The organism is Bradyrhizobium sp. CB2312, assembly GCF_029714425.1.
Classification (GTDB): Bacteria; Pseudomonadota; Alphaproteobacteria; order Rhizobiales; family Xanthobacteraceae; genus Bradyrhizobium.
This window is the reverse complement of the sequence record NZ_CP121668.1, coordinates 3,125,966-3,144,086: the sequence shown is the minus strand read 5'-3', so window position 1 is coordinate 3,144,086 and position 18,121 is coordinate 3,125,966. Positions and strand designations below refer to the sequence as shown.

At 62.4% G+C, this 18,121-nt stretch carries 24 protein-coding genes and 2 pseudogenes; 14 read left to right on the top strand and 12 right to left on the bottom strand.

Annotation, left to right across the window (positions count from 1 at the left end; translation table 11 throughout):
• Positions 1–24: 24 nt before the first annotated feature.
• The gene (locus QA642_RS15045; protein WP_283085346.1) at positions 25–1,653 is read right to left on the bottom strand and encodes an IS66 family transposase; all 1,629 of its coding nucleotides are present in this window, start codon (positions 1,651–1,653) and stop codon (positions 25–27) included.
• A gap of 70 nt (positions 1,654–1,723) precedes the next feature.
• Positions 1,724–1,873, bottom strand: a complete 150-nt coding sequence (locus QA642_RS15040; RefSeq protein WP_194483008.1) for a hypothetical protein — start codon at positions 1,871–1,873, stop codon at positions 1,724–1,726.
• A 179-nt stretch (positions 1,874–2,052) separates the two neighbouring features.
• Between QA642_RS15040 and istA the strand changes: the two are divergent.
• The 3 genes and pseudogenes from istA (at position 2,053) to QA642_RS15025 (ending at position 5,681) form a co-directional block, all read left to right on the top strand.
• Positions 2,053–3,602 (top strand): annotated as a pseudogene (istA, locus tag QA642_RS15035) (IS21 family transposase).
• Positions 3,599–4,411 (top strand): IS21-like element helper ATPase IstB, encoded by an 813-nt coding sequence (gene istB, locus QA642_RS15030; RefSeq protein ID WP_283085345.1) that lies wholly within the window; start codon positions 3,599–3,601, stop codon positions 4,409–4,411. The pseudogene istA and the gene istB overlap by 4 nt, the downstream one beginning before the upstream one ends.
• A gap of 163 nt (positions 4,412–4,574) precedes the next feature.
• Positions 4,575–5,681, top strand: a complete 1,107-nt coding sequence (locus QA642_RS15025; RefSeq protein ID WP_283085344.1) for an IS110 family transposase — start codon at positions 4,575–4,577, stop codon at positions 5,679–5,681.
• A gap of 254 nt (positions 5,682–5,935) precedes the next feature.
• Here QA642_RS15025 and tnpB read toward each other — a convergent pair whose 3' ends face one another.
• Genes tnpB through QA642_RS15010 form a run of 3 tightly spaced genes read right to left on the bottom strand, consistent with a single transcriptional unit; the run spans position 5,936 to position 6,987 of the window.
• Positions 5,936–6,193: an IS66 family insertion sequence element accessory protein TnpB gene (gene tnpB, locus QA642_RS15020; protein ID WP_283085343.1), complete on the bottom strand. Its 258-nt coding sequence runs from the start codon at positions 6,191–6,193 to the stop codon at positions 5,936–5,938.
• Positions 6,190–6,588, bottom strand: a complete 399-nt coding sequence (locus tag QA642_RS15015) for a transposase (protein ID WP_283085342.1) — start codon at positions 6,586–6,588, stop codon at positions 6,190–6,192. Before QA642_RS15015 ends, tnpB begins: the two co-directional genes overlap by 4 nt.
• Before the next feature lie 24 nt (positions 6,589–6,612).
• Positions 6,613–6,987 carry a response regulator gene (locus QA642_RS15010; protein WP_283085341.1) on the bottom strand — a complete coding sequence of 125 codons (375 nt, stop codon included), beginning with the start codon at positions 6,985–6,987 and terminating at the stop codon, positions 6,613–6,615.
• Positions 6,988–7,555: 568 nt separating this feature from the next.
• On the opposite strand from QA642_RS15010, the gene QA642_RS15005 reads away from it, so the two are divergent.
• From QA642_RS15005 to QA642_RS14990, 4 genes are all read left to right on the top strand, one after another.
• Positions 7,556–7,708 carry a hypothetical protein gene (locus QA642_RS15005; protein WP_283085340.1) on the top strand — a complete coding sequence of 51 codons (153 nt, stop codon included), beginning with the start codon at positions 7,556–7,558 and terminating at the stop codon, positions 7,706–7,708.
• A 322-nt stretch (positions 7,709–8,030) separates the two neighbouring features.
• Complete coding sequence (locus QA642_RS15000; RefSeq protein WP_283085339.1) at positions 8,031–8,165, top strand: hypothetical protein; 135 nt, start codon at positions 8,031–8,033, stop codon at positions 8,163–8,165.
• 31 nt (positions 8,166–8,196) lie between these two features.
• The gene (locus QA642_RS14995; RefSeq protein WP_283085338.1) at positions 8,197–8,691 is read left to right on the top strand and encodes a hypothetical protein; all 495 of its coding nucleotides are present in this window, start codon (positions 8,197–8,199) and stop codon (positions 8,689–8,691) included.
• A 97-nt stretch (positions 8,692–8,788) separates the two neighbouring features.
• Positions 8,789–9,352: a hypothetical protein gene (locus QA642_RS14990; RefSeq protein ID WP_283085337.1), complete on the top strand. Its 564-nt coding sequence runs from the start codon at positions 8,789–8,791 to the stop codon at positions 9,350–9,352.
• Between the two features lie 2 nt (positions 9,353–9,354).
• On the opposite strand, the gene QA642_RS14985 is transcribed toward QA642_RS14990, so the two are convergent.
• The 4 genes from QA642_RS14985 to QA642_RS14970 all read right to left on the bottom strand — a co-directional run bounded on the left by QA642_RS14985 (position 9,355) and on the right by QA642_RS14970 (position 10,689).
• Positions 9,355–9,537 carry a hypothetical protein gene (locus QA642_RS14985; RefSeq protein ID WP_283085336.1) on the bottom strand — a complete coding sequence of 61 codons (183 nt, stop codon included), beginning with the start codon at positions 9,535–9,537 and terminating at the stop codon, positions 9,355–9,357.
• The gene (locus QA642_RS14980; protein ID WP_283085335.1) at positions 9,537–9,746 is read right to left on the bottom strand and encodes a hypothetical protein; all 210 of its coding nucleotides are present in this window, start codon (positions 9,744–9,746) and stop codon (positions 9,537–9,539) included. Before QA642_RS14980 ends, QA642_RS14985 begins: the two co-directional genes overlap by 1 nt.
• Before the next feature lie 159 nt (positions 9,747–9,905).
• Positions 9,906–10,220 carry a hypothetical protein gene (locus QA642_RS14975; protein WP_283085334.1) on the bottom strand — a complete coding sequence of 105 codons (315 nt, stop codon included), beginning with the start codon at positions 10,218–10,220 and terminating at the stop codon, positions 9,906–9,908.
• 76 nt (positions 10,221–10,296) lie between these two features.
• A complete protein-coding gene (locus QA642_RS14970; protein ID WP_283085333.1) occupies positions 10,297–10,689 on the bottom strand; it encodes a hypothetical protein in 393 nt (130 codons plus the stop codon).
• 114 nt (positions 10,690–10,803) lie between these two features.
• On the opposite strand from QA642_RS14970, the gene QA642_RS14965 reads away from it, so the two are divergent.
• Positions 10,804–11,544 carry a nucleotidyltransferase gene (locus QA642_RS14965; protein WP_283085332.1) on the top strand — a complete coding sequence of 247 codons (741 nt, stop codon included), beginning with the start codon at positions 10,804–10,806 and terminating at the stop codon, positions 11,542–11,544.
• 121 nt (positions 11,545–11,665) lie between these two features.
• A complete protein-coding gene (locus QA642_RS14960; protein ID WP_283085331.1) occupies positions 11,666–12,241 on the top strand; it encodes an SLATT domain-containing protein in 576 nt (191 codons plus the stop codon).
• Positions 12,242–12,505: 264 nt separating this feature from the next.
• Here the strand turns inward: QA642_RS14960 and QA642_RS14955 are convergent, their stop codons facing one another.
• Complete coding sequence (locus QA642_RS14955) at positions 12,506–12,865, bottom strand: hypothetical protein (protein WP_283085330.1); 360 nt, start codon at positions 12,863–12,865, stop codon at positions 12,506–12,508.
• A gap of 87 nt (positions 12,866–12,952) precedes the next feature.
• Here QA642_RS14955 and QA642_RS14950 point away from each other — a divergent pair, with 87 nt between their 5' ends.
• From QA642_RS14950 to QA642_RS14930, 5 genes are read left to right on the top strand one after another with little or no spacing between them, the layout of a single operon-like run.
• The gene (locus tag QA642_RS14950; protein ID WP_283085329.1) at positions 12,953–13,933 is read left to right on the top strand and encodes an ABC transporter substrate-binding protein; all 981 of its coding nucleotides are present in this window, start codon (positions 12,953–12,955) and stop codon (positions 13,931–13,933) included.
• Position 13,934: 1 nt separating this feature from the next.
• Positions 13,935–14,672, top strand: a complete 738-nt coding sequence (locus QA642_RS14945; protein ID WP_283085328.1) for an ABC transporter permease subunit — start codon at positions 13,935–13,937, stop codon at positions 14,670–14,672.
• Positions 14,662–15,390, top strand: a complete 729-nt coding sequence (locus QA642_RS14940; protein WP_283085327.1) for an ABC transporter ATP-binding protein — start codon at positions 14,662–14,664, stop codon at positions 15,388–15,390. Before QA642_RS14945 ends, QA642_RS14940 begins: the two co-directional genes overlap by 11 nt.
• 48 nt (positions 15,391–15,438) lie before the next feature.
• Positions 15,439–16,233, top strand: coding sequence for a pentapeptide repeat-containing protein (locus tag QA642_RS14935; RefSeq protein ID WP_283085326.1), 795 nt, complete (start codon positions 15,439–15,441; stop codon positions 16,231–16,233).
• 28 nt (positions 16,234–16,261) lie between these two features.
• Positions 16,262–16,609, top strand: coding sequence for a hypothetical protein (locus QA642_RS14930; RefSeq protein WP_283086896.1), 348 nt, complete (start codon positions 16,262–16,264; stop codon positions 16,607–16,609).
• 130 nt (positions 16,610–16,739) lie between these two features.
• Here QA642_RS14930 and QA642_RS14925 read toward each other — a convergent pair whose 3' ends face one another.
• Together QA642_RS14925 and QA642_RS14920 are read right to left on the bottom strand one after the other, a co-directional pair.
• Entirely contained in the window at positions 16,740–16,949 is a 210-nt protein-coding gene (locus QA642_RS14925) for a hypothetical protein (protein WP_027562369.1), read from the bottom strand.
• Positions 16,950–17,182: 233 nt separating this feature from the next.
• Positions 17,183–18,066: pseudogene (locus tag QA642_RS14920) on the bottom strand (IS5 family transposase); the annotation flags it as partial.
• Positions 18,067–18,121: the final 55 nt, after the last annotated feature.

Genomic DNA, 18,121 nt, shown 5'->3' with positions numbered 1-18,121 from the left:
CGGTGAGGACCGCGTAGCGGTCACTCAGGCTGCTTGGTTGACTTGCTTATTTCGGTCGCGCCAATTCCAGGGCAAAAGTTCGTCGAGCCGTTGTACGGGATGTGCAGCGATGCGTGCCAGGACGTCGGCGAGCCAAGCTTGTGGATCCACGTCGTTCATTTTGGCTGTGACGATCAGGCTGTACATCATCGCGGCACGGTCGCCGCCGCGGTCGGAGCCACAGAACAGCCAAGACTTCCGCCCCAGGGCGATGCCGCGCAGGGCTCGCTCGGCGGCGTCGTTCGACAGGCAGATGCGGCCATCGTCGAGGAAGCGGGTAAACGCATCCCAGCGCTTGAGCATGTAGTCCATTGCCTTGGCGACATCGTTGCGCCGTGAGAGCTTGGCGCGTTGCTCACGCATCCAGGTTTGCAAATCAGCGACCAGTGGGGCGCTGAGCTCCTGGCGTACGGCCCGGCGCCGCTGGGGCGTCTCGCCGTTGATGCCGCGCTCGATCTCGAACAGGGCATCGATCCGGCGCACTGCTTCCAGCGCCAGAGGCGAGATCACCGCCGGCTTTTTGCCCTGCACTTTGCGGCGCGCATTCTCTGCCAGATCAGCCATCACGAAGAACGGCCGTCGGGCATGGACCCAGCACGCGGCTTCCAGGATCGGACCTGCGTTGCGGCCCGCCTCGTAAAGCTTGCCGTAGCCACCATAGGCATCGGCCTGGAAGATGCCGCTATAGCCGGCCAGATGGGCCTGGGGATGCTCGCCGGCGCGGTCGCGTGAGTAATAAAACACTGCCCCCGGCGGGGCCTGCCCACCAAAAGGCTTGTCGTCGCGTACATAGACCCAGATGCGGCCGGTGTCGGTCTTGCCTTTGGCCAGGACCGGCACCGTCGTGTCATCCCCGTGCAATCGCTCGGCACTCAGCACATGGGCCTCGAGGCGCCGGAACAAGGGCGTCAGCGCAACAGTGCAGCCACCAACCTGGTCGGCGAGGGTCGACAGGCTGATCGGCACGCCTTCCTTGCCATAGCGTTCGGCCTGACGGTTCAGCGGCTGGTGCTGGCCGAACTTCTCGAACAGCACCATCGCCAGTAAGCTGGGGCCGGCCCAACCACGGTCGATGACTTGGAACGGCGCCGGGGACTGGCTGATCTTCTCGCAATCACGGCAGCTGAACTTCTCCCGGACGTGCTGGATCACCTTCCAGGACTTCGGGATCACCTCCAGCGTCTCGGTGATGTCCTCGCCAAGCTTGGACAGCCGCATACCGCCGCAGCAGATGCACGACGTCGGTCCCGGCACAAGCACCCGCTCGCGAGAGAGATGGTCCGGGAACGGCTGGCGCGACGGCCGCTTGCGCGTGAACGAGGCCACCTTCGTCGTCTTGGCCGCGGCCATTTCGGCAGCGAGTTCGTCCTCAGGCGCAGAAGCCTCGAGCTCCTCCAACGTCAGTTCGAGCTGATCCAGCAGCCTTGCGGTACGCTCCGAGCGAGGGCCATGACGATCGCGGTTCAGCTTTTGGATCTGCAGCTTCAGGTGCACGATCAGCGCCTGGTCGTCGGACTGCTGGGCGCGAACGCTGGCAAGTTCGGCCCGCGTGGCCAGTAACGCCGCCTGCAGCGCCTTTATATCTTCCGGCAGATTTTCGGGACCATCACCCATGCACCGATGGAATCACAAAAGCCGCGATTTGGCGCGACCTTTTTGCAATCTCACGGGACTATTGCGCTGCTTATCCTGCGCTCTGCGGCCGCCAACTATGTTGGGGGTTGCGCCAGTCGATCGCCTCCAGCAAATAGCCCATCTGAGCTGCCGTCAGCGACACCACGCCGTCCACCGTCGCCGGCCAGATGACATGGCCTTTTCCTGCTCGGGATCGCATCCTGCGCGTCCCCCGGGGTGTCGCGCGGCGATCAGGATGGAAGGCAGCGTCAATCAAGGTGAGAGAGTTTCGCTGGGCTCGTGACGTAGGGAGGGCGTAGCCCGACCGGAGTTACGAGCCCAGCGTCGGCGCGATCCCGAGGAGGACCGCGCCGACTGGTGATCGCGGCCGGCGGGGTTATGCAAGTGGTTCTTCCGCCAAGAGGAATCACTCGCGTGCCCGGCCGACACATCACAGATCACCAGATGAGGCTCTACATGAAGTACCGTCAGACCGATAGCCCGCCAGTGGCGGCGGCCAAGGCATCATTCAGTGCGTCGACCGCCTATCGGATCGAGAGAGACCCCCGATTTCCATCGCAAGGAAGGCGCCCCGCGGCCGGCGACGGCCGGACCCGCTGAGCGACGTGTTCGAGACCGAGATCGTCCCGATCTTGAAGGCGGCACCTGGCTTACGGCCGGTGGCGGTGTTCGAGGAGATGCTACGGCGTCATCCGGATCTCGGCAGCGGTATCCGTCGTACCCTGGAACGTCGGATCCGTGCATGGCGGGCGATCCACGGCGAGGAGCAGGAGGTGATCTTCCGCCAAACCCACGAGCCTGGCCAACTCGGCCTCTCCGACTTCACAGACATGGACGAGTTGGGTGTTACGATTGCGGGTGCACCGCTCGATCATCGTCTCTATCACTTCCGTTTGGCCTATTGCGGGTTCGAGCACGCCCATGTCGTGCTTGGCGGCGAGAGCTTTGTTGCTTTGGCCGAAGGCCTGCAGAATGTCCTCTGGTCGCTCGGTGGGGCGCCGCGGGAGCATCGGACCGACAGTCTGTCGGCCGCATTCTGCAATCTCGATCGTGATGCACGGGACGATCTGACGCAGCGATACGAGGCCCTTTGTGCCCATTACGGCATGCGGCCTTCCCGCAACAATCGAGGTGTTGCTCACGAGAATGGTTCGATCGAAGGGCCCCACGGTCATCTCAAGCGAGCAATCGCGGATGCCTTGCTGCTGCGCGGAACTGTCGACTTCGATGATCTTGCCACCTATCGCGGCTTCATCGACGAGATCGTCAGCCGCCGTAATGCCCGCAACGCCAAGCGGATCGATAGCGAGCGCGTGGTGTTGCAGGAGCTGCCCGATCGGCGCACCTCCGACTACGAAGAGGTGATCGTCCGCGTGACATCGTCCGGCGGCTTCACCCTGCGCAAGGTGTTCTACACGGTGCCATCGCGCCTGATCGGTCACCGGCTGCGGGTGCGCCTTTACGATGATCGTCTCGACGTGTTCGTCGGCGGCACCCATCTCGTCACCCTGCCGCGTGGGCGGCCGCATCCCAATGGCAAGTACGACCAGGTCGTCGATTATCGGCACGTGATCCATTCCCTGCGGCGCAAGCCGATGGCGCTTCTCAATCTGGTCTACCGAGATCGGCTGTTCCCGCGCGATGCCTATCGGAAGACCTTCGATCGCTTGCGCGAACGCTTGCCGGACAAAAAAGCCTGCCGGATCATGGTCGATCTCCTCGCGCTCGCTCATGAACGCGGCTGCGAGACCGAACTCGCCGATCAGCTCACCGCCGACCTCGAGGCCGGCCGACTGCCCGACCTCAACCGGCTACGTGCTCACTTCGCCCCCGATCCCGCCAACCTGCCGAACGTCGTGGTGCAGCTCGTGCCGCTTGCGACCTACGAATGCCTCATCGGTACCGCCGAGACCGGAGGTGCCGCATGAGCGTAACGAACACGGTGGATACCGCGCGCCTCAATCTGTTGCTCAATGAGCTCCGGCTGCCTGCCATCAAGGTGCTGTGGGCGCAATTTGCCGAACAGTCCGACAAGGAAGGCTGGCCGGCCGGCCGCTTCCTCGCGACCATCGCCGAGCACGAGATCGCCGAACGCGGCCGCCGTCGGATCGAACGACACCTTGTCGAAGCACGTTTGCCCGCCGGAAAGACCTTCGACAGCTTCGACTTCGAAGCCGTGCCGATGATCTCGAAGGCGCAGGTGATGGCGCTCGCCGCCGGTGACAGCTGGCTGGGCAAGGGCGCCAATTTGCTGTTGTTCGGCCCGCCCGGCGGCGGAAAGAGCCACTTGGCGGCAGCGATTGGCCTGGCCCTCATCGAGAACGGATGGCGCGTCCTCTTCACCCGGACCACCGATCTCGTGCAGAAGCTCCAGCTAGCGCGACGCGAGCTTAACCTCGAGGCGGCCATCAATCGTCTCGATCGCTTCGATCTCCTGATTCTTGATGATCTCGCTTACGTCACCAAGGATCAGGCCGAGACCAGCGTGCTGTTCGAGCTCATCAGTGCACGCTACGAGCGCCGCTCGATGCTGATCACCGCCAATCAGCCATTCGGCGAATGGAACAGGGTCTTCCCGGATCCCGCCATGACCCTCGCCGCTATCGATCGCCTCGTTCACCACGCCACGATCGTCGAGATGAACGTCGAGAGCTATCGCAGACGGACCGCCCTCGAACGAAAACGCGGTCCAGGACGGCCGCCATCGCACGCGACACCTAAAACCGTGGCTGATTGACGCTGCGCGACAATCAGAGTTCAACAAAACTCTTGCGCGCGACAATCATCGCGGCAATCATCATCAGGCCGCGACACTGCCTCGCCATCCTGATCGCCGCGCACTTCCTACCCAGATTGCCGCGCTACACCCGGGGATGGACCCGGCAAGGAAGGAGAATGCAATGCAAGGGGTTTGTGCCTTCGTTGGTCTCGACGTACACAAGGAGACAATTTCTGTCGCGGTGGCGGACGCTGGACGAGCCGGTGAGGTTCGGCATGTCGGCACGATCATGAACGAACCGGCAGCAATCGGAAAGTTCGCTCGGAGTCTGGCGCGGCGACACGGTGTCATCGAATTCGTCTACGAGGCTGGGTCTTGCGGCTACAACGTTCAACGTCAACTCTCGGCGATGGGGATGATCTGCAGAGTGTGCGCCCCTTCGTTGACGCCACGAAAGCCGGGCGATCGGATCAAGAATGACCGGCGCGACGCTATCGCTCTCGCTCGTCTGCACCGGGCCGGTGAGCTCAGCTATGTCTGGGTGCCGGACGCGCTTCATGAAGCGCTGCGCGACCTGATACGGGCGCGACACGCAGCCGGTCAAGATGTCCGCCGGGACCGCATCCGCATCCAGTCGTTCATGCTCCGTTGCGACTTGCGCTTCGAAGGTAAGGCCTGGAGTCGCCGACACCGAATGTGGCTCTGCAACAGAACGTTCGCTCATCCGGCACAACAGATTGCGTTCCAGACCTACCTCAACGCGCTCGAGCATAATGAGGCCCGCAAGGCAGGAATCGAGCAGCAAATCCGAGAAGTGATCACCGACTCTCCGTGGGCCAAGCAGATGCAGGCTCTGCAAGCATTGAAAGGCGTCGGTCCAATCGTCGCTGCCACTGTGCTCGCTGAGGTCGGAGACTTCTCCCGGTTCGCTCATCCGCGCCAGCTCGTTGCCTACTTCGGCCTCGCTCCCGGTGAGCACAGCAGCGGCGGGACGGCAAGGCCGCGCGGTATTACCAAGGCCGGCAGCTCGATTGCACGGGCGGTGCTATGTGAAGCCGCCTGGAGTTATCGAACGACGCCGAAGGTCGGGCAGTGGATGAAAGAGCGTTGCCCGCCGGTTTCACAAGACATCGCTGCTCTGGCCTGGAAGGCCCAGCTACGTCTACACAAGACCTATCGGAAGTTAACCGCGCGCGGGAAACGCTCAGTTGTCGCGACCGCTGCAGTTGCGCGGGAGCTGCTCGGCTTCATTTGGTCAATCGGCCAGCGCGTCCCGCTAGGCGTGTGATCGACCAGCATCCTACGATCCGCATCAGCGAGGACGCCGAGCGCGGAGAGGGAATCCTCGAGTTCATCTTGGACAGCCGTGTCGCCTACGTCCGTGGCCAGAGCGAGGCAGCCCTCCGACGCACCGTCATCATGGGGTAACCAATCCCCGCATAGGAGTTTGAGCGATCGTCGAGAACACTCGGCGTCCTCACCTATGCGGATCGTATGCATCAAAATATCCCCGTCCCCAAAGGAGCGGTCGGAAAGCTGTGTTCAAAACGGTTGACAAAGGCCATAGGAGATGAAGCGGCCACGGTCCAGTCGCTTGGCGTAGAGCGACAGCCCGATCCCGTCGTGCCAAAGGGCTTTGATCAGGGTGCCAGCACGACCACGGAACACAAAGACGTCGCCGGCAAAAGGATCCCGCCCCAGCCCCTCCTGCACCAGCAATGCCAGACCCTGCATGCCTTTGCGCATGTCAGTGTGACCGGTTGCGATCCAGATCCTCGCCCCTGCCGCGATCGGGATCATCGCCGCTCCAGCAGATCCAATACGCGAGACAACGCGGTCATATCAACGCCGGCGTCCACGATCACCCGACAGGCCTTGCCGACGACAATCTCCATGCGTCCGCTCGCTGGCCCCGCTAAAGTTACTGGCGGCGCCGGCGGTTGGTCCGGCATCACCATCGCTGGCACAAAGGCTGGCTGAGTTTGTTCGCTCGTCCGCGTCCCGAACGATCGTCGCCAAGTCAACAGGAGCGAGCGCGAGATGCCGTATCGTCGTGCTGTCGACGAGACCGCGCGCGGGGCCTGTAAACTCTCCAGAACGATCTTGAGTTTCTCATCATCGGTCCAGCGACGGCGACGGCCAGTCTCGACAACCTCGAACCGTTCAATCTGAGCACTGAACTTATTGCTGTCCATAAGGGCTGTTACACAGCACTGGTATTAACCCGACAAGGCGGCCCTCACCGGAGGGAGACCTACTTTCTCAAGTTCATAAGGCTTCTCCCATAGCCGCACATGCTGGAAGCGGTCGGGAATGGTCTCAGCAGCATAGCCAGTCGTGAAAATGAACGGTTTTCCGACACGCATGAGTTCGTCCGCTAGTGGGTAGGCCGAACTTCCTCGCAGATTGATATCGATGACGGCGACATCAAAACTATCGTGCTGTAGAGCCATCGCGTCGGCAAATTGGCCGACGGGTCCGATCACTTGAACGCCGAGCGAACCCCGAATCGCCTTCGCCAGGTCATCTCCGAGAAGGTACTCATCCTCAACAATCAGAACGCGGCAATTTTCAATAGACGGTTGGTGGGCCATCTGTTCCACCCCTCCGTGCTTCAATTTGCCTTATTCAGCCAAACGCCGACCAACAAAAGCGTTCCATGAAGCTGTTCAAAGTTCCCCGTCGAGCAGAGGGCTGATTGGGCGCTAGGCATTGCCTGCGGCGTATGAGGCCTGCCCGTATCATCAGCGCGGCAACCCGGTGGCGGTGTAAGAAAGGTGGCACTGCACCCCGGGCCAAAAAGGAGAAGTTGTTATTTCAGTCGTCCTAACATGGTCGAGCGTATCTTTTGATACATTCCGACGGCGAGTTCCTTGCTACTTTTTCCCGAAACATTGGGAGCAGGTATGGATCGTCTAAGGAAAATGCTAGAGTGCCTCGAAATACCGGACTGCCCCCAATTGTCGTGTCCCGACGAGATGGTTTCGCTCGGAGTTGGTGCAAGACGCGGAGGGACCTTTTATCGCGCACCTTTTCCTCTGCCCCAATTGCAAGCGCGCTCAGCGAACCGATACAAAGTTCACGCCCGTTCGCGTTCCGCCTGACAAGCTGGCGGCTCCGAGGTTTCGTATTGTAAGGGGAGGACGATAGAGGGAGAGCGGGATGAAGCTTCTGGTCGAATATTTGGAGCGAGCTGTGCAGCTTGAACGTTTGGCCGCGACCGTGGCATCGGCATATGCCAAGTCGGCGGCCCCGGCCCTCTACCGCGACCACGGCCGTCCGGACCGCAGCAGGCTCGCTTCTGGAACGCAGTAGACCCCGCCCGAGGGCGGGGTCTCCTTGTGCGCGGTCCGGAAACGCCCCCTGTAACGACCCCAGTCAATGCAGCTGGCAGACCGACTGACCGAGGTCGTGACTGGAGGGGTGCTTGGTCGGTTGCACCAAGCGGAGGTAAGGCTACTCCCAGACGAAGGGCCGCTCTGTTCGCTTTCGCACCGTCCGGCAGGAATGCTTTTGCGTTTTCGCACCCGGCGATTCACGTATGTTGTAGCGGGAACGGCAGGCATCGGGAAAACTTGGCAAACCGGGGCTGGCGGATAGGTTCACGTAAAGTCGTTTCACCCGGGTCTTTCTTGGTATGACAGAGGCCGCAGCGATCGAGTTCGCTGCGGCCTTCGTCTTTGCGCTGACTGCGCTCGATCCTGAGAGGTCGCTAGAGGACTTCCTCGACCGGCACGGCCAGCACGTCGATGTCCAGCTCTCGCTGCTCTAAACCGCTCTCATGTTGATAACGGCGGCCGTTGGTGGTCCCCCACGGTTCCGTGGTGCTACCATTTTGGGATGTCAACCGAGTACAAGAACAACCATGTTATGTGCCGGTCTGGCATCAGCGGCGCTTCCTGCCTGCAGGTCAGCAGGACAAGGAACTATTCTATCTCGATTTGAAGCCGGGAACGTTCACCACGCCCAACGGACTTGTCAAACCGCGCAAGGACCTCCGCCGGCTTGGCTTCGATTACTGCTTCGCCGAAGTCGATCTATACACGAGGCAGTTCGGCGGACAGGAGGTGCGGGATATCGAGCGCATTTTTTTCGGAGCAATCGACAATAGAGGCCGGCGGGCCATCGATTACTTCGAAGCTTTCGAACATCCCTCAGCTGACGGACCCGCGTTCCAGAATCTCATGACATTCATGAGCACTCAGAAGCTGCGCACGCCGAAAGGCCTTGCTTGGCTCGGCGAGCAGAGCGAGGCCAAAGACAGGCGCAGCACGCTCGCGCACATGGTCCGGCTATAAATACTTCTCGGACCGCAAAGCTGACTACAACACGCTAAAGATCGAAATCCAGATTCGGTCGCAACTGCAGCATGCGTGGGCAACGGCCGTCGAGACTGTGGGTACCCTGCAGCAGCAGGCGCTCAAGTCCAGCCAAGGCGAGAAAGATTGGCTGCGGTTCTTTGCGCTGGCCAGCAGCGCTTTTGCGTTGCGGGAAGGCACGCCGCCCGTTGCGGGAACGCCGAACGTCTATCGTGATCTCGTACGCGAAATGCGCGACTATGTGCGTCGCCTCGACCTGGCGAAGCGGCTGCAGGCCTACGGGCACGCGATGAACCTGTTGTCTAGCCCGCGGCACAGCAGAGGCGACAATCACTATTTCCTGCTGGAGATGAACCCCGCGTTGATGTCGGTCCAGGTCACCACCTTTAAGTTTGGTGAATCGACGCTGGCGAACGAAAAATATCTCGAAACAGAGCGCAGGCTGAAAGGCGTCCCCGGCGCGGAGGCCGTTCTTGTCTCGGTCGATTCCCTCGACGCGGTGCGAAAGGCCTATCCGAATTACTTTCTCGACACACAGGTTTTTGTGCGGCTCATTCGAGAGGCGACCAAAACGCTCAGTCCCCCAAAGCGCCTCCCAAGGAAGCCGCCCGATACAAGGCAGCTCGACCTGTTCAAGTAGCCTCAGTGCGGGCAGAACCTCGTAAGGACGATCAGGCCGCCCAGCGCGCAACCCCAGAAAATCAGGAGGGCGGCGGCGTTGCCGTCGCCGAGCCATCGCGGCGTCCGGAACCGCACGAGCACCATCCCGAAGGCGAAGGTGATAACGAACGGAACGAGGGCGAACCAACCGGCTGCAGCGCACATCAATGCCGCAGTCTGCTGGCGGCTTCCATCGGCCGCGCGCCCACCCGGTAGAAGGTCTGGCTACCGGATCGCCATGTCTCGGGGTCAAGCACGTTGAGCAGCGCCTGCTGCGCGCCAAACAGCGCGGCGCGGTCCTCGTCCCTGAGCTGGTCGTCGGAAAGGATCAGTTCGATCTCGAGCAGCTCGGCCTCGATAGCATCCCGGGTCACGGCCGCGCTGCCTCGCTGCGCTCTTCCAGCAAAACCCGCTCGATCCGCTCGGCCAGATCGCGCGTCAGCCGCCGCGACAGATAGGGCAGCTCGTTCGTCGGTGGCGTTGTTGATTGACTTGTGGCAGGACGAGGGGAGTCACTTTGCCGCCTTCATTCGTTACTCCCATGGCTTTATGTTCTGGCAGGTGTCGAGCGATGAGCGCAGCATCCAGCCCTTGATGCGCATCTTGGACGCGGCGTGCTCGCCCTCGATATAGGCCCACTGGCCGCCATGTTGGTCGTACACCTCGACGTCCATCCCGGCCGCGGTCGGCGCGAACGACAGATGCTTAGTGCCGCGCGATGGCATGGTCTTGACGGTGGCGTTGGGCTTCAGCTTGCAGTTCGCGATCAGCGCGCCTGCATGTGCGTGCGTCGTGATCGCGAGGAACGCGGCGGCGAGAACCAGTCGTGTCTTTGAAAGCTTCACCACGATCATCCTCTCAACTTGCCGTAAATCTGCGCTGCGAAGGTCTGGCGAATGAGGGCGCTTTGGTCGTCGGGTGCCGTCAGGTTGGCTCATTGCCGGTCCCTTGTATTTGCTGGAGGTACGCTTGAGCCTTGCCGAATTCCGTCTCTTTCGAATCCTTGCCGGTGACGGCACGCCTTCCGGCGTTGTCGTCATAATAGAAATACTTCCGTCCGCGGCTATGGCGGACCTCGAAGCTTCCGGCGTTGAAGCCTCCGAAGTTGTGATAGTGGTGCTCGATGCTCGGCCGGTCCGGAACGATGCTCGCGGTCCAGCCCTTCGCCTTGATGTAGGCGCGCGCCTCATCGTCGGTCATGCCGACGAGCGCCTTGAGGATCGGCGCGGCGCGGCGCACCGTGCCGTCGCTTTCGAACCCGGCAACGAAGTCCGGGCCTACGACGCGGACCAAATCGACATGGGATTTGGCGTTCATCGCCGTTCCCCTTTCTCCGCCGGCCTTAGCTGTTTGCAAGCGCTGAATACCCTGTGAATCCGCTGGCTCTCTACCTCAGGATGCCGTATGCGGAAACAGAGGGGGCATTTCCTAATGACCATTGCCGACGACTTCAGCGCGTTCAACGACGCCTGCAAAATCCCCACCGACAAGATAAGCTCGATAGCGTATCGCTACCAGCGAATCACGCGCCAGCTCAATCGCGATTTCTGGAACACTGAGTCCCCAACCGCGCACAGCCTCTATACCGGCTCCTATGGCCGCGACACCGCGGCAAAGGGCATCAGCGACCTTGATATGGGCTTCGTTCTGCCCACCGGCCTTTACCTTCAATACAGCTCCTACATCGGCAATGGACAATCTGCATTGCTGCAGGCCGTAAGACAATCGATGCGGAACACGTATCCGACATCCGATGTGGCCGGTGACGGACAGGTCGTCGTCCTTAACTTCGACGACAACATCACGTTCGAGGTCTTGCCCGTCTTCGAAAACAGCGACGGGAGCAGTTGGACCTACCCAGACGCCAACGGAGGCGGATCGTGGAAGGTCTGCAACCCCCGAGCAGAAATCTCGGCAGTCGAAACCAGAAATCAGCTGACGAACCGCAATCTCAAGCGCATTTGCCGCATGGCGCGGGTCTGGCGGGACTACTGCTCCGTCCCGATGAGCGGCATGCTGATCGATACCTTGGCCTATCAGTTCATTGAGCGCTATGCTCACCGCGACAAGAGCTTTCTCTATCACGATCTCTTTTTCCGCGACTTCTTCGAATACGTGGCTGGTCAGAATCAGCAACAGAACGTATGGCGGGCACCGGGGAGCGCGTCCTAAGTCTATCGCACCGGGACATTTGAGTTTAAGGCCCGAAGCGCCGAGTTGCGCGCGCGCGAAGCCATAGTTGACGATACTGCGGGCCGCCAGTGGTCGCGTCGCCAGAAATGGAGAGAAGTCTTTGGCCCATCTTACCCCGGATGAGGAGCACACTACGCTAGAATCGCAGGTCCGCGAGTGCTACGGGCGCTGTGCTTACTCCCATAAGACGCACGAGCGCATGGCCGATCGGCATGCGAAATGGCTCGGGCGCGTGAAGATGACCCAGATCGTTCTGGCTGCCCTGACCGCCGGCGGTGCCCTTGGTGTCATCTTCACGCAAAACGGGGCCTATTATGCCTACGCAACAGCCGCGCTTTCCTTCGTTAGCTTGGCCCTCAACAGCTACATGAAGGACCTCGACCCCGGCGAGGCTGCGCAAAAGCACCGCGAGACAGCGGCTGACCTGTGGAACATCCGCGAATCGTACCTCAGTCTGCTCACAGATATTCGATCTCAATGCGTGCCGCTTGAGGGTCTGCGCGAGCGCCGGGACAAGCTGCAGGACCAGCTTCACCAGATATACAGAACCGCGCCCCATACCGACGGCAAGGCTTATGTCGAAGCTCAGGACAGGCTGAAAAACAAGGAAGACCTAACCTTTTCCGACACAGAAATCGATGCGATGCTGCCAACCACGCTAAAGAGGTCAGACTGATCGCAAGGCTAGTCGGCCAACCGAGCGCGCGAACTGAGCGCCGTGACGCCATTTCGGGCCTTTCCGGAGCCGTTTGGGCCTCCCCGGGGGCACATTTTTTGTGTATTTTTTTGGGGCCAGAACGGGGCCGGTTCACAGTACGAATTTACAGTACGCGCGCAAATCCAGTATTGGGAAAAGACCCTGCTTTCAACTGCTTATTATCTAGATCTCGCCTTCTCCCACAAGGGAGAAGGAACAGAGCACCGTCTGCGCGGCACTAATTCAAAAACACCTCACCTCTGCCTCGGCCTGTGCGCGGCGCAAATCATTCACGGCCGTGTTCGCCTGCTCCGAGGTGCGAAACTGGACGCCGAGATTGCCGCGGACCTGCGACATGCTGAGCGCGGTCTCGGCGGTGACGTAGCGCGCATAGGGCACGATCGAGGCGACCACGTCGATCGAGCAGGAACATTGCTCAATGGACTGCCGGCTCTCGCCATTGGCCTTCATGCAGCCATAGACATATTCCGCGCGCGCCGACGTCGGATAATCATTGGCCTCCTCGGCCTGGGCCACGCATGCGGTCGCCGCCAATACCGCCAATGCGGCGACAATCGGTCGTAGCTGCCCGGCCATTTTCATGCGCGTCCTCCCGCTGGTTGCGACCAAAGCTATGCTATGCGTATTGTCCTGAAAAGCACTCTGTCAGAGGAAACGGCTCACAAGGTGATGAGAGCATTTGGTCGAACATTGGCGCTCGCGGTTACGCTGGCGCTGACGCTGGTTGCGCCCGGCCGCGCCGCCGACACGATCCGCCTTGCGGTGCAGAAGACCGGAACATTCTCCTGGGAGCTGGCCGCGATCCGCAGCGCCGGGCTCGACAAGGAGGCCGACCTGTCGCTCGAGGTCACCGAGCTTGCGAGCCCCGAAGCCGGCAAGATCGCGCTGCGCGCCGGCAATGCCGACATCATCCTGTCGGACTGGCTGTGGGTGTCGCGCGAGCGTGCGCTCGGCGCCAAGCTGACCTTCTACCCCTATTCCAGCGCACTCGGCGCGGTGATGGTGCCGGCCGCATCGCCGCTCAAGACGCTGGCCGATTTGAAGGGCCGCAAGCTTGGCGTTGGCGGCGGCGCGATCGACAAGAGCTGGCTGCTGCTGCAGGCGCGGATGAAGCAGGATGGCATCGACCTCAAGTCGGCGGCGACCATCGTCTATGGCGCCCCACCGCTGATCGCCGCCAAGGCGCTCGACGGCGAGATGGATGCCAGCCTCAATTTCTGGAATTTCTGCGCGCAGCTCGAAGCCAAGGGTTTTCGCCGCCTTGCCGGGATCGAAGACATTTTGCCGAAGCTGGGCGCGGAGGGCGCGGTGTCTGCGGTCGGCTATGTCTTCGACGAGAATTGGGCGGCCAGTCATAAGGCCGCCGTGGCGCGCTTCATCGCAATGACCCGGAAGGCCAAGCAGCTGCTGACCAGCTCGGACGAAGCCTGGGACAAGATCGCGCCGCTCACCGGCACCAGCGATGCCACCATGCTCAAGGCCTACCGCGAGCGCTATCGCGACGGCATTCCGCGGCGGAGCATCGACGACGAGGAAAAGGACGCACGCGTGCTCTACCGCGTGCTGGCCGAGATCGGCGGGCGGGACCTCGTCGGCCCCACAGCGGAGCTCGATCCCGGTACCTTCTATCACGCGGTCCCCGGAGATTGAGGTGCTGCGTCTTCTCTCGTTCGCCCTGTTTCTCGCGATCTGGTGGACTGCCGCGCTGTTCGTCGGCGGTGCAAAGCTGCCCTCACCGCCGGCCGTGCTCCAGGTGATGATCGCGGAGGCGTCGAGCGGCGCGCTGTTCCTGCATCTCGGCGCGACGCTGGCGCGCGTCGCGCTCGCCTTCACGCTCGCAATGTCGGTTGGCAGCGCCATCGGTTACCTGATGGGACGGGTCAAGCTCGCCGACCGGCTCGGCGATCCCTGGCTGATCCTGCTGCTCAATCTGCCGGCGCTGGTCGTGATCGTACTGGCCTATATCTGGGCAGGCCTGACCGAGGCCGCCGCGATCGCGGCAATCGCCATCAACAAGCTGCCGACCGCGATCGTCACCCTGCGCGAGGGCACGCGCGCGCTCGACCGTTCGCTCGACGAGATGGCGAGCGTGTTCGCGATGCCGCGCTGGCGCGCCTTCCGCCATGTCGTGCTGCCGCAGCTTGCGCCCTATATCGCCGCCTCGGCCCGTTCCGGACTGTCGCTGGTGTGGAAGATCGTGCTGGTCGCTGAACTCCTGGGCCGGCCCAACGGCGTCGGCTTCGAGATCGGCGTCGCCTTCCAGCTGTTCGACACGCCGCGGCTGCTGGCCTACTCGCTGACCTTCGCCGCGGTCGTGCTCGTGATCGAGACCTTGCTGGTGCAGCCGTTCGAAGCCCGCGCAACACGGTGGCGCCCCCGTGCGGCTTGAGGTCGGGATCACAGGCAAGACCTTCAGGAGCGCCGCGGGCGGAACGCACGATGTGCTCGCGCCGGTCAAGTTCGCGATTCAATCCGGCGAGGTCGGCGTGCTGATCGGCCCCTCCGGCTGCGGCAAGAGCACGATGCTGCGCATCATCCTCGGGCTCGATCACGACTTCCAGGGTCACATCGCGCGCCCGCCGGAGGCGCGGATCGGCATGGTGTTCCAGGAGCCGCGGCTGCTGCCGTGGCGCTCGGTCGAGCAGAATGTGCGGCTTCCGGCGCCCGATGTCACCGCCGCAAAACTGTCGGAGCTGTTCAGGATCCTCGAGCTGGAGGCGCATCGCAGCCACTTTCCCGGCGAATTGTCCCTGGGGCTCGCCCGCCGCGTCGCGCTGGCCCGCGCCTTTGCGGTCGAGCCCGACCTGCTCGTGCTCGACGAGCCCCTCGCCTCGCTCGACGATGCGCTCGCCGGCCGCTTGCGGGACGAAATCGCCACGCTGGTCGCGAGCCGCCCGGTGATGACGCTGCTCGTCACCCATAGCCTCGACGATGCGATCCGCCTCGGCGACCGGCTGTTCTTCCTGTCGCCGCGGCCAGCGCGGATTCTGGCCGAAGTGCCGATCACGACCCCGCGCGCTGCGCGGGGCGAAGCCGAGATCGCCGCAATCAAGGCCAGCCTGGTGCGGTGGACGCAAAGCGAGCACGCCGGGCGGGATATCTCATAGGCACCCGCGCCGCCTGCGTGCTAGACAGACGTGAAGCGGAGCCTGACGATGAAGGCAACGGTTGTCCTGACAGCGCTCGGTGTCGTGCTCGCCGCACAAGCGGCAAACGCGCAGGACATGATGCGCGACGTTGACCTCACCTCGCCTGCGATGACGTCGGCTGAGATGAGCCGGGCAGAGGTCGAAACCGTGCTCGCGGGAGCGAGCGCGGCTGCGCCCGCCGACTTCACCGGCAAGCGGCTCTCGGGCCTTGACCTGTCGGGCCTGAACATGTCCGGCGCCATTCTTCGCGCGGCGCGGCTGAACAAGACCAAGCTCGCAGGCGCCCAGTTGGATCGCGCGATCCTCGATCAGGCCTGGCTGCTGGAGGCCGATCTCATCGGCGCAAGCCTCAGGGGCGCGAACCTGTTCGCTGCGCAAATGGTACGTGCCCGGCTTGACGGCGCCGATCTGACCGGCGCTCGCATCGCCGCTGATCTCACCGGCGCAAGCCTCGTCGGCGCCTCGATCGCGGAGGCGCGTCTTGGCGCCGACATGCGCAACCAGTCGATGGGGCTGATGCGCGCCGTCCTGCGCTCGGCCAATCTGACCGGCTTGAACGCGCGCGACGCCGATCTCTCGCGCGCCGATCTCGAATTTGCTTCCCTCAAAGGCGCCGATCTCACCGCCGCCTCGCTCAAGGGCGCCCAGCTCGGTGGCGCCGACCTCAGCGGAGCAACCGTCATCGGCACCGATTTCGAGGGCGCCGATCTCGTCTCGACCAGGCTGATCGCGCCGATCGGCCTTGACCGCGCCAAGAATTTCGACAAGGCAAAGAACCGCGAGCGCCTGATCAGACAATAGCGGCGCCGCTTTGGGGGAGTGCGAAATGATGCGTTGGTGTCTCGTCTTGATCGCGGCGTTGGTGTGTGCCGGTGAAGCCGCCGCCCAAACGAAGGGCAAGGGCATCCGGCTCTGGAATCTGACGACCGAGACGATCTCCGGCTTCCAGCTCTCGCCCGCGGGCAAGACCGACTGGGGCCCGAACCAGTGCCTGAACGACAAGGACAAGGAAGTCGACCACGACGAGCGGCTGCGCATCACCGGCGTCGAGCCCGGCCGCTACGACGCCAAGGTCAGCTATCCCAATGCGCGGCAGTGCATCGTCCGCGACATCGAGATCAAGGCCGATGCGGTGTTCTCGATCGCCGACAAGGATCTGAAGGACTGCACGAAGTAGTGGCTCTCCCTCATCCTGCGGAGCAGGCGTCTCGAAGGATGAAGGGCCCGGCTGCAGTAGCGGGGCCTGCATGGTTCGAGACGCCGCTACGCGGCGCCTCACCATGAGGGACTAAGTCTGTGCGGGCAGCTTACGCCTTGTCGTTCGGATGCGGATATTCGCAGCGCCATCGCACCGCCTGCCACTTCGGGTGATCGCCGATCCATTGCGCGATATAGGGCGGCGCAGCCATCGCGCATTGCCGCGGCGAACCCGCATAGTTGAACACCAGATGCTGCTCCTCGCAGGTCGCAGGCGAGAGCACCGCACACACAGTCACCACAAGGTCGATCGGATTCATGCCGGGTCCTCTCGCGCGGGGCAATCAAGGTTAGCATGAAAGGCTACGTTCCACGGAAGGGGAAGTTTCAAACCGGCGTGAGGGATGCGGAACTGGCGATCCACATTCCTCTTCCCTTCTCCCCTTGTGGGCCTGTTGCGCTACTGCCTTTTGCGACAGGAGACGTAAAGAGAGAGGCTGTGTTCGGCCCGATTTGGGGGCGAGACGGTAGTTTGGTGCCCTTGGCGGGCGTCTCACGCGGCGATTGCGGCCCAGCGCCTCATCTTGAACGCGATAGAGGCAAGCAGGATTTGTCCGCTTGCCTTGGCGAGACCGACGTAGCGGATGCAGGTGAGCCGCATCCGGCGTTTGAGGGTAGCGAAGGTCGTCTCCACCGTTGCCCGTCGTCGTGCGATGAGGCGGTTGTAGCGCTTGAGCCTCGGCGGCAGCTGCGGGTGATGCCGGTTCGGACGACGTGCGATGCGGGGCTTCTTGCCTTCCGCTTTCAGCCGAGCCCGCCGGGCATGGGTGTCGTAAGCCGCATCGGCCCACACCACGGCTTCATCGCCGCGGATCAGTTCGTCGGCCGGCGTCGTGTCGTTGATGTTGGCGGGCGTGGTCAGGACTGCGCGGATCAGGCCGGATCCCTCGTCGACACCCATGTGAGCCTTGTACCCGAAGGTCGAACCACCCTTGCCCTGTCGCTGGTGAACCGGGCATCTGGGTCGTTTGACGGACGATCCTCCTTCGGAGGAACTGAGACGGCTTGGATCAAGGTTGCATCCAGCATCGTGCCGCGCTTGAGGATGACACCAGCATTCTCAAGCTGGCGATCCAGCTCGCCAAACAACTTCTCCAGAAGGCCCTGTTCAACGAGCTGGTTCCGGAAGCGGTTCAGAACCGTATGGTCGGGCGTCGCATCCTCAAGGCTCAGGCCGACGAAGCGCTTGAACGACAGCCGGTCGCCCAGCGCCTCCTCGAGCTCGCGCTCCGAAAGACCATAGAGTGACTGCAACAACAGCGCGCGAAACAGCACCAACACTGGGTAACCCGGCTGGCCTGGTCCCTTCTCATCTCGCAAATGGCCGATCAGCTTCTCGAACCGGTACCATTTGACCAAGCCTGCCAGCCGATCCAGAGCCGCATTGGCTTAGCTGCCACTACTCGTCATTTTTCAACGGAAACGCATCAGA

What these genes read in the sequence shown, in the direction of transcription:
- QA642_RS15045 (WP_283085346.1), bottom strand. Translation starts at nt 1,653, where the DNA reads ATGGGTGATGGTCCCGAAAATCTGCCGGAAGATATAAAGGCGCTGCAG.
- QA642_RS15040 (WP_194483008.1), bottom strand. Translation starts at nt 1,873, where the DNA reads ATGCGATCCCGAGCAGGAAAAGGCCATGTCATCTGGCCGGCGACGGTG.
- istB (WP_283085345.1), top strand. Translation starts at nt 3,599, where the DNA reads ATGAGCGTAACGAACACGGTGGATACCGCGCGCCTCAATCTGTTGCTC.
- QA642_RS15025 (WP_283085344.1), top strand. Translation starts at nt 4,575, where the DNA reads ATGCAAGGGGTTTGTGCCTTCGTTGGTCTCGACGTACACAAGGAGACA.
- tnpB (WP_283085343.1), bottom strand. Translation starts at nt 6,193, where the DNA reads ATGATCCCGATCGCGGCAGGGGCGAGGATCTGGATCGCAACCGGTCAC.
- QA642_RS15015 (WP_283085342.1), bottom strand. Translation starts at nt 6,588, where the DNA reads ATGGACAGCAATAAGTTCAGTGCTCAGATTGAACGGTTCGAGGTTGTC.
- QA642_RS15010 (WP_283085341.1), bottom strand. Translation starts at nt 6,987, where the DNA reads ATGGCCCACCAACCGTCTATTGAAAATTGCCGCGTTCTGATTGTTGAG.
- QA642_RS15005 (WP_283085340.1), top strand. Translation starts at nt 7,556, where the DNA reads ATGAAGCTTCTGGTCGAATATTTGGAGCGAGCTGTGCAGCTTGAACGT.
- QA642_RS15000 (WP_283085339.1), top strand. Translation starts at nt 8,031, where the DNA reads ATGACAGAGGCCGCAGCGATCGAGTTCGCTGCGGCCTTCGTCTTTGCG.
- QA642_RS14985 (WP_283085336.1), bottom strand. Translation starts at nt 9,537, where the DNA reads ATGTGCGCTGCAGCCGGTTGGTTCGCCCTCGTTCCGTTCGTTATCACC.
- QA642_RS14970 (WP_283085333.1), bottom strand. Translation starts at nt 10,689, where the DNA reads ATGAACGCCAAATCCCATGTCGATTTGGTCCGCGTCGTAGGCCCGGAC.
- QA642_RS14965 (WP_283085332.1), top strand. Translation starts at nt 10,804, where the DNA reads ATGACCATTGCCGACGACTTCAGCGCGTTCAACGACGCCTGCAAAATC.
- QA642_RS14955 (WP_283085330.1), bottom strand. Translation starts at nt 12,865, where the DNA reads ATGAAAATGGCCGGGCAGCTACGACCGATTGTCGCCGCATTGGCGGTA.
- QA642_RS14950 (WP_283085329.1), top strand. Translation starts at nt 12,953, where the DNA reads ATGAGAGCATTTGGTCGAACATTGGCGCTCGCGGTTACGCTGGCGCTG.
- QA642_RS14935 (WP_283085326.1), top strand. Translation starts at nt 15,439, where the DNA reads ATGAAGGCAACGGTTGTCCTGACAGCGCTCGGTGTCGTGCTCGCCGCA.
- QA642_RS14930 (WP_283086896.1), top strand. Translation starts at nt 16,262, where the DNA reads ATGCGTTGGTGTCTCGTCTTGATCGCGGCGTTGGTGTGTGCCGGTGAA.
- QA642_RS14925 (WP_027562369.1), bottom strand. Translation starts at nt 16,949, where the DNA reads ATGAATCCGATCGACCTTGTGGTGACTGTGTGTGCGGTGCTCTCGCCT.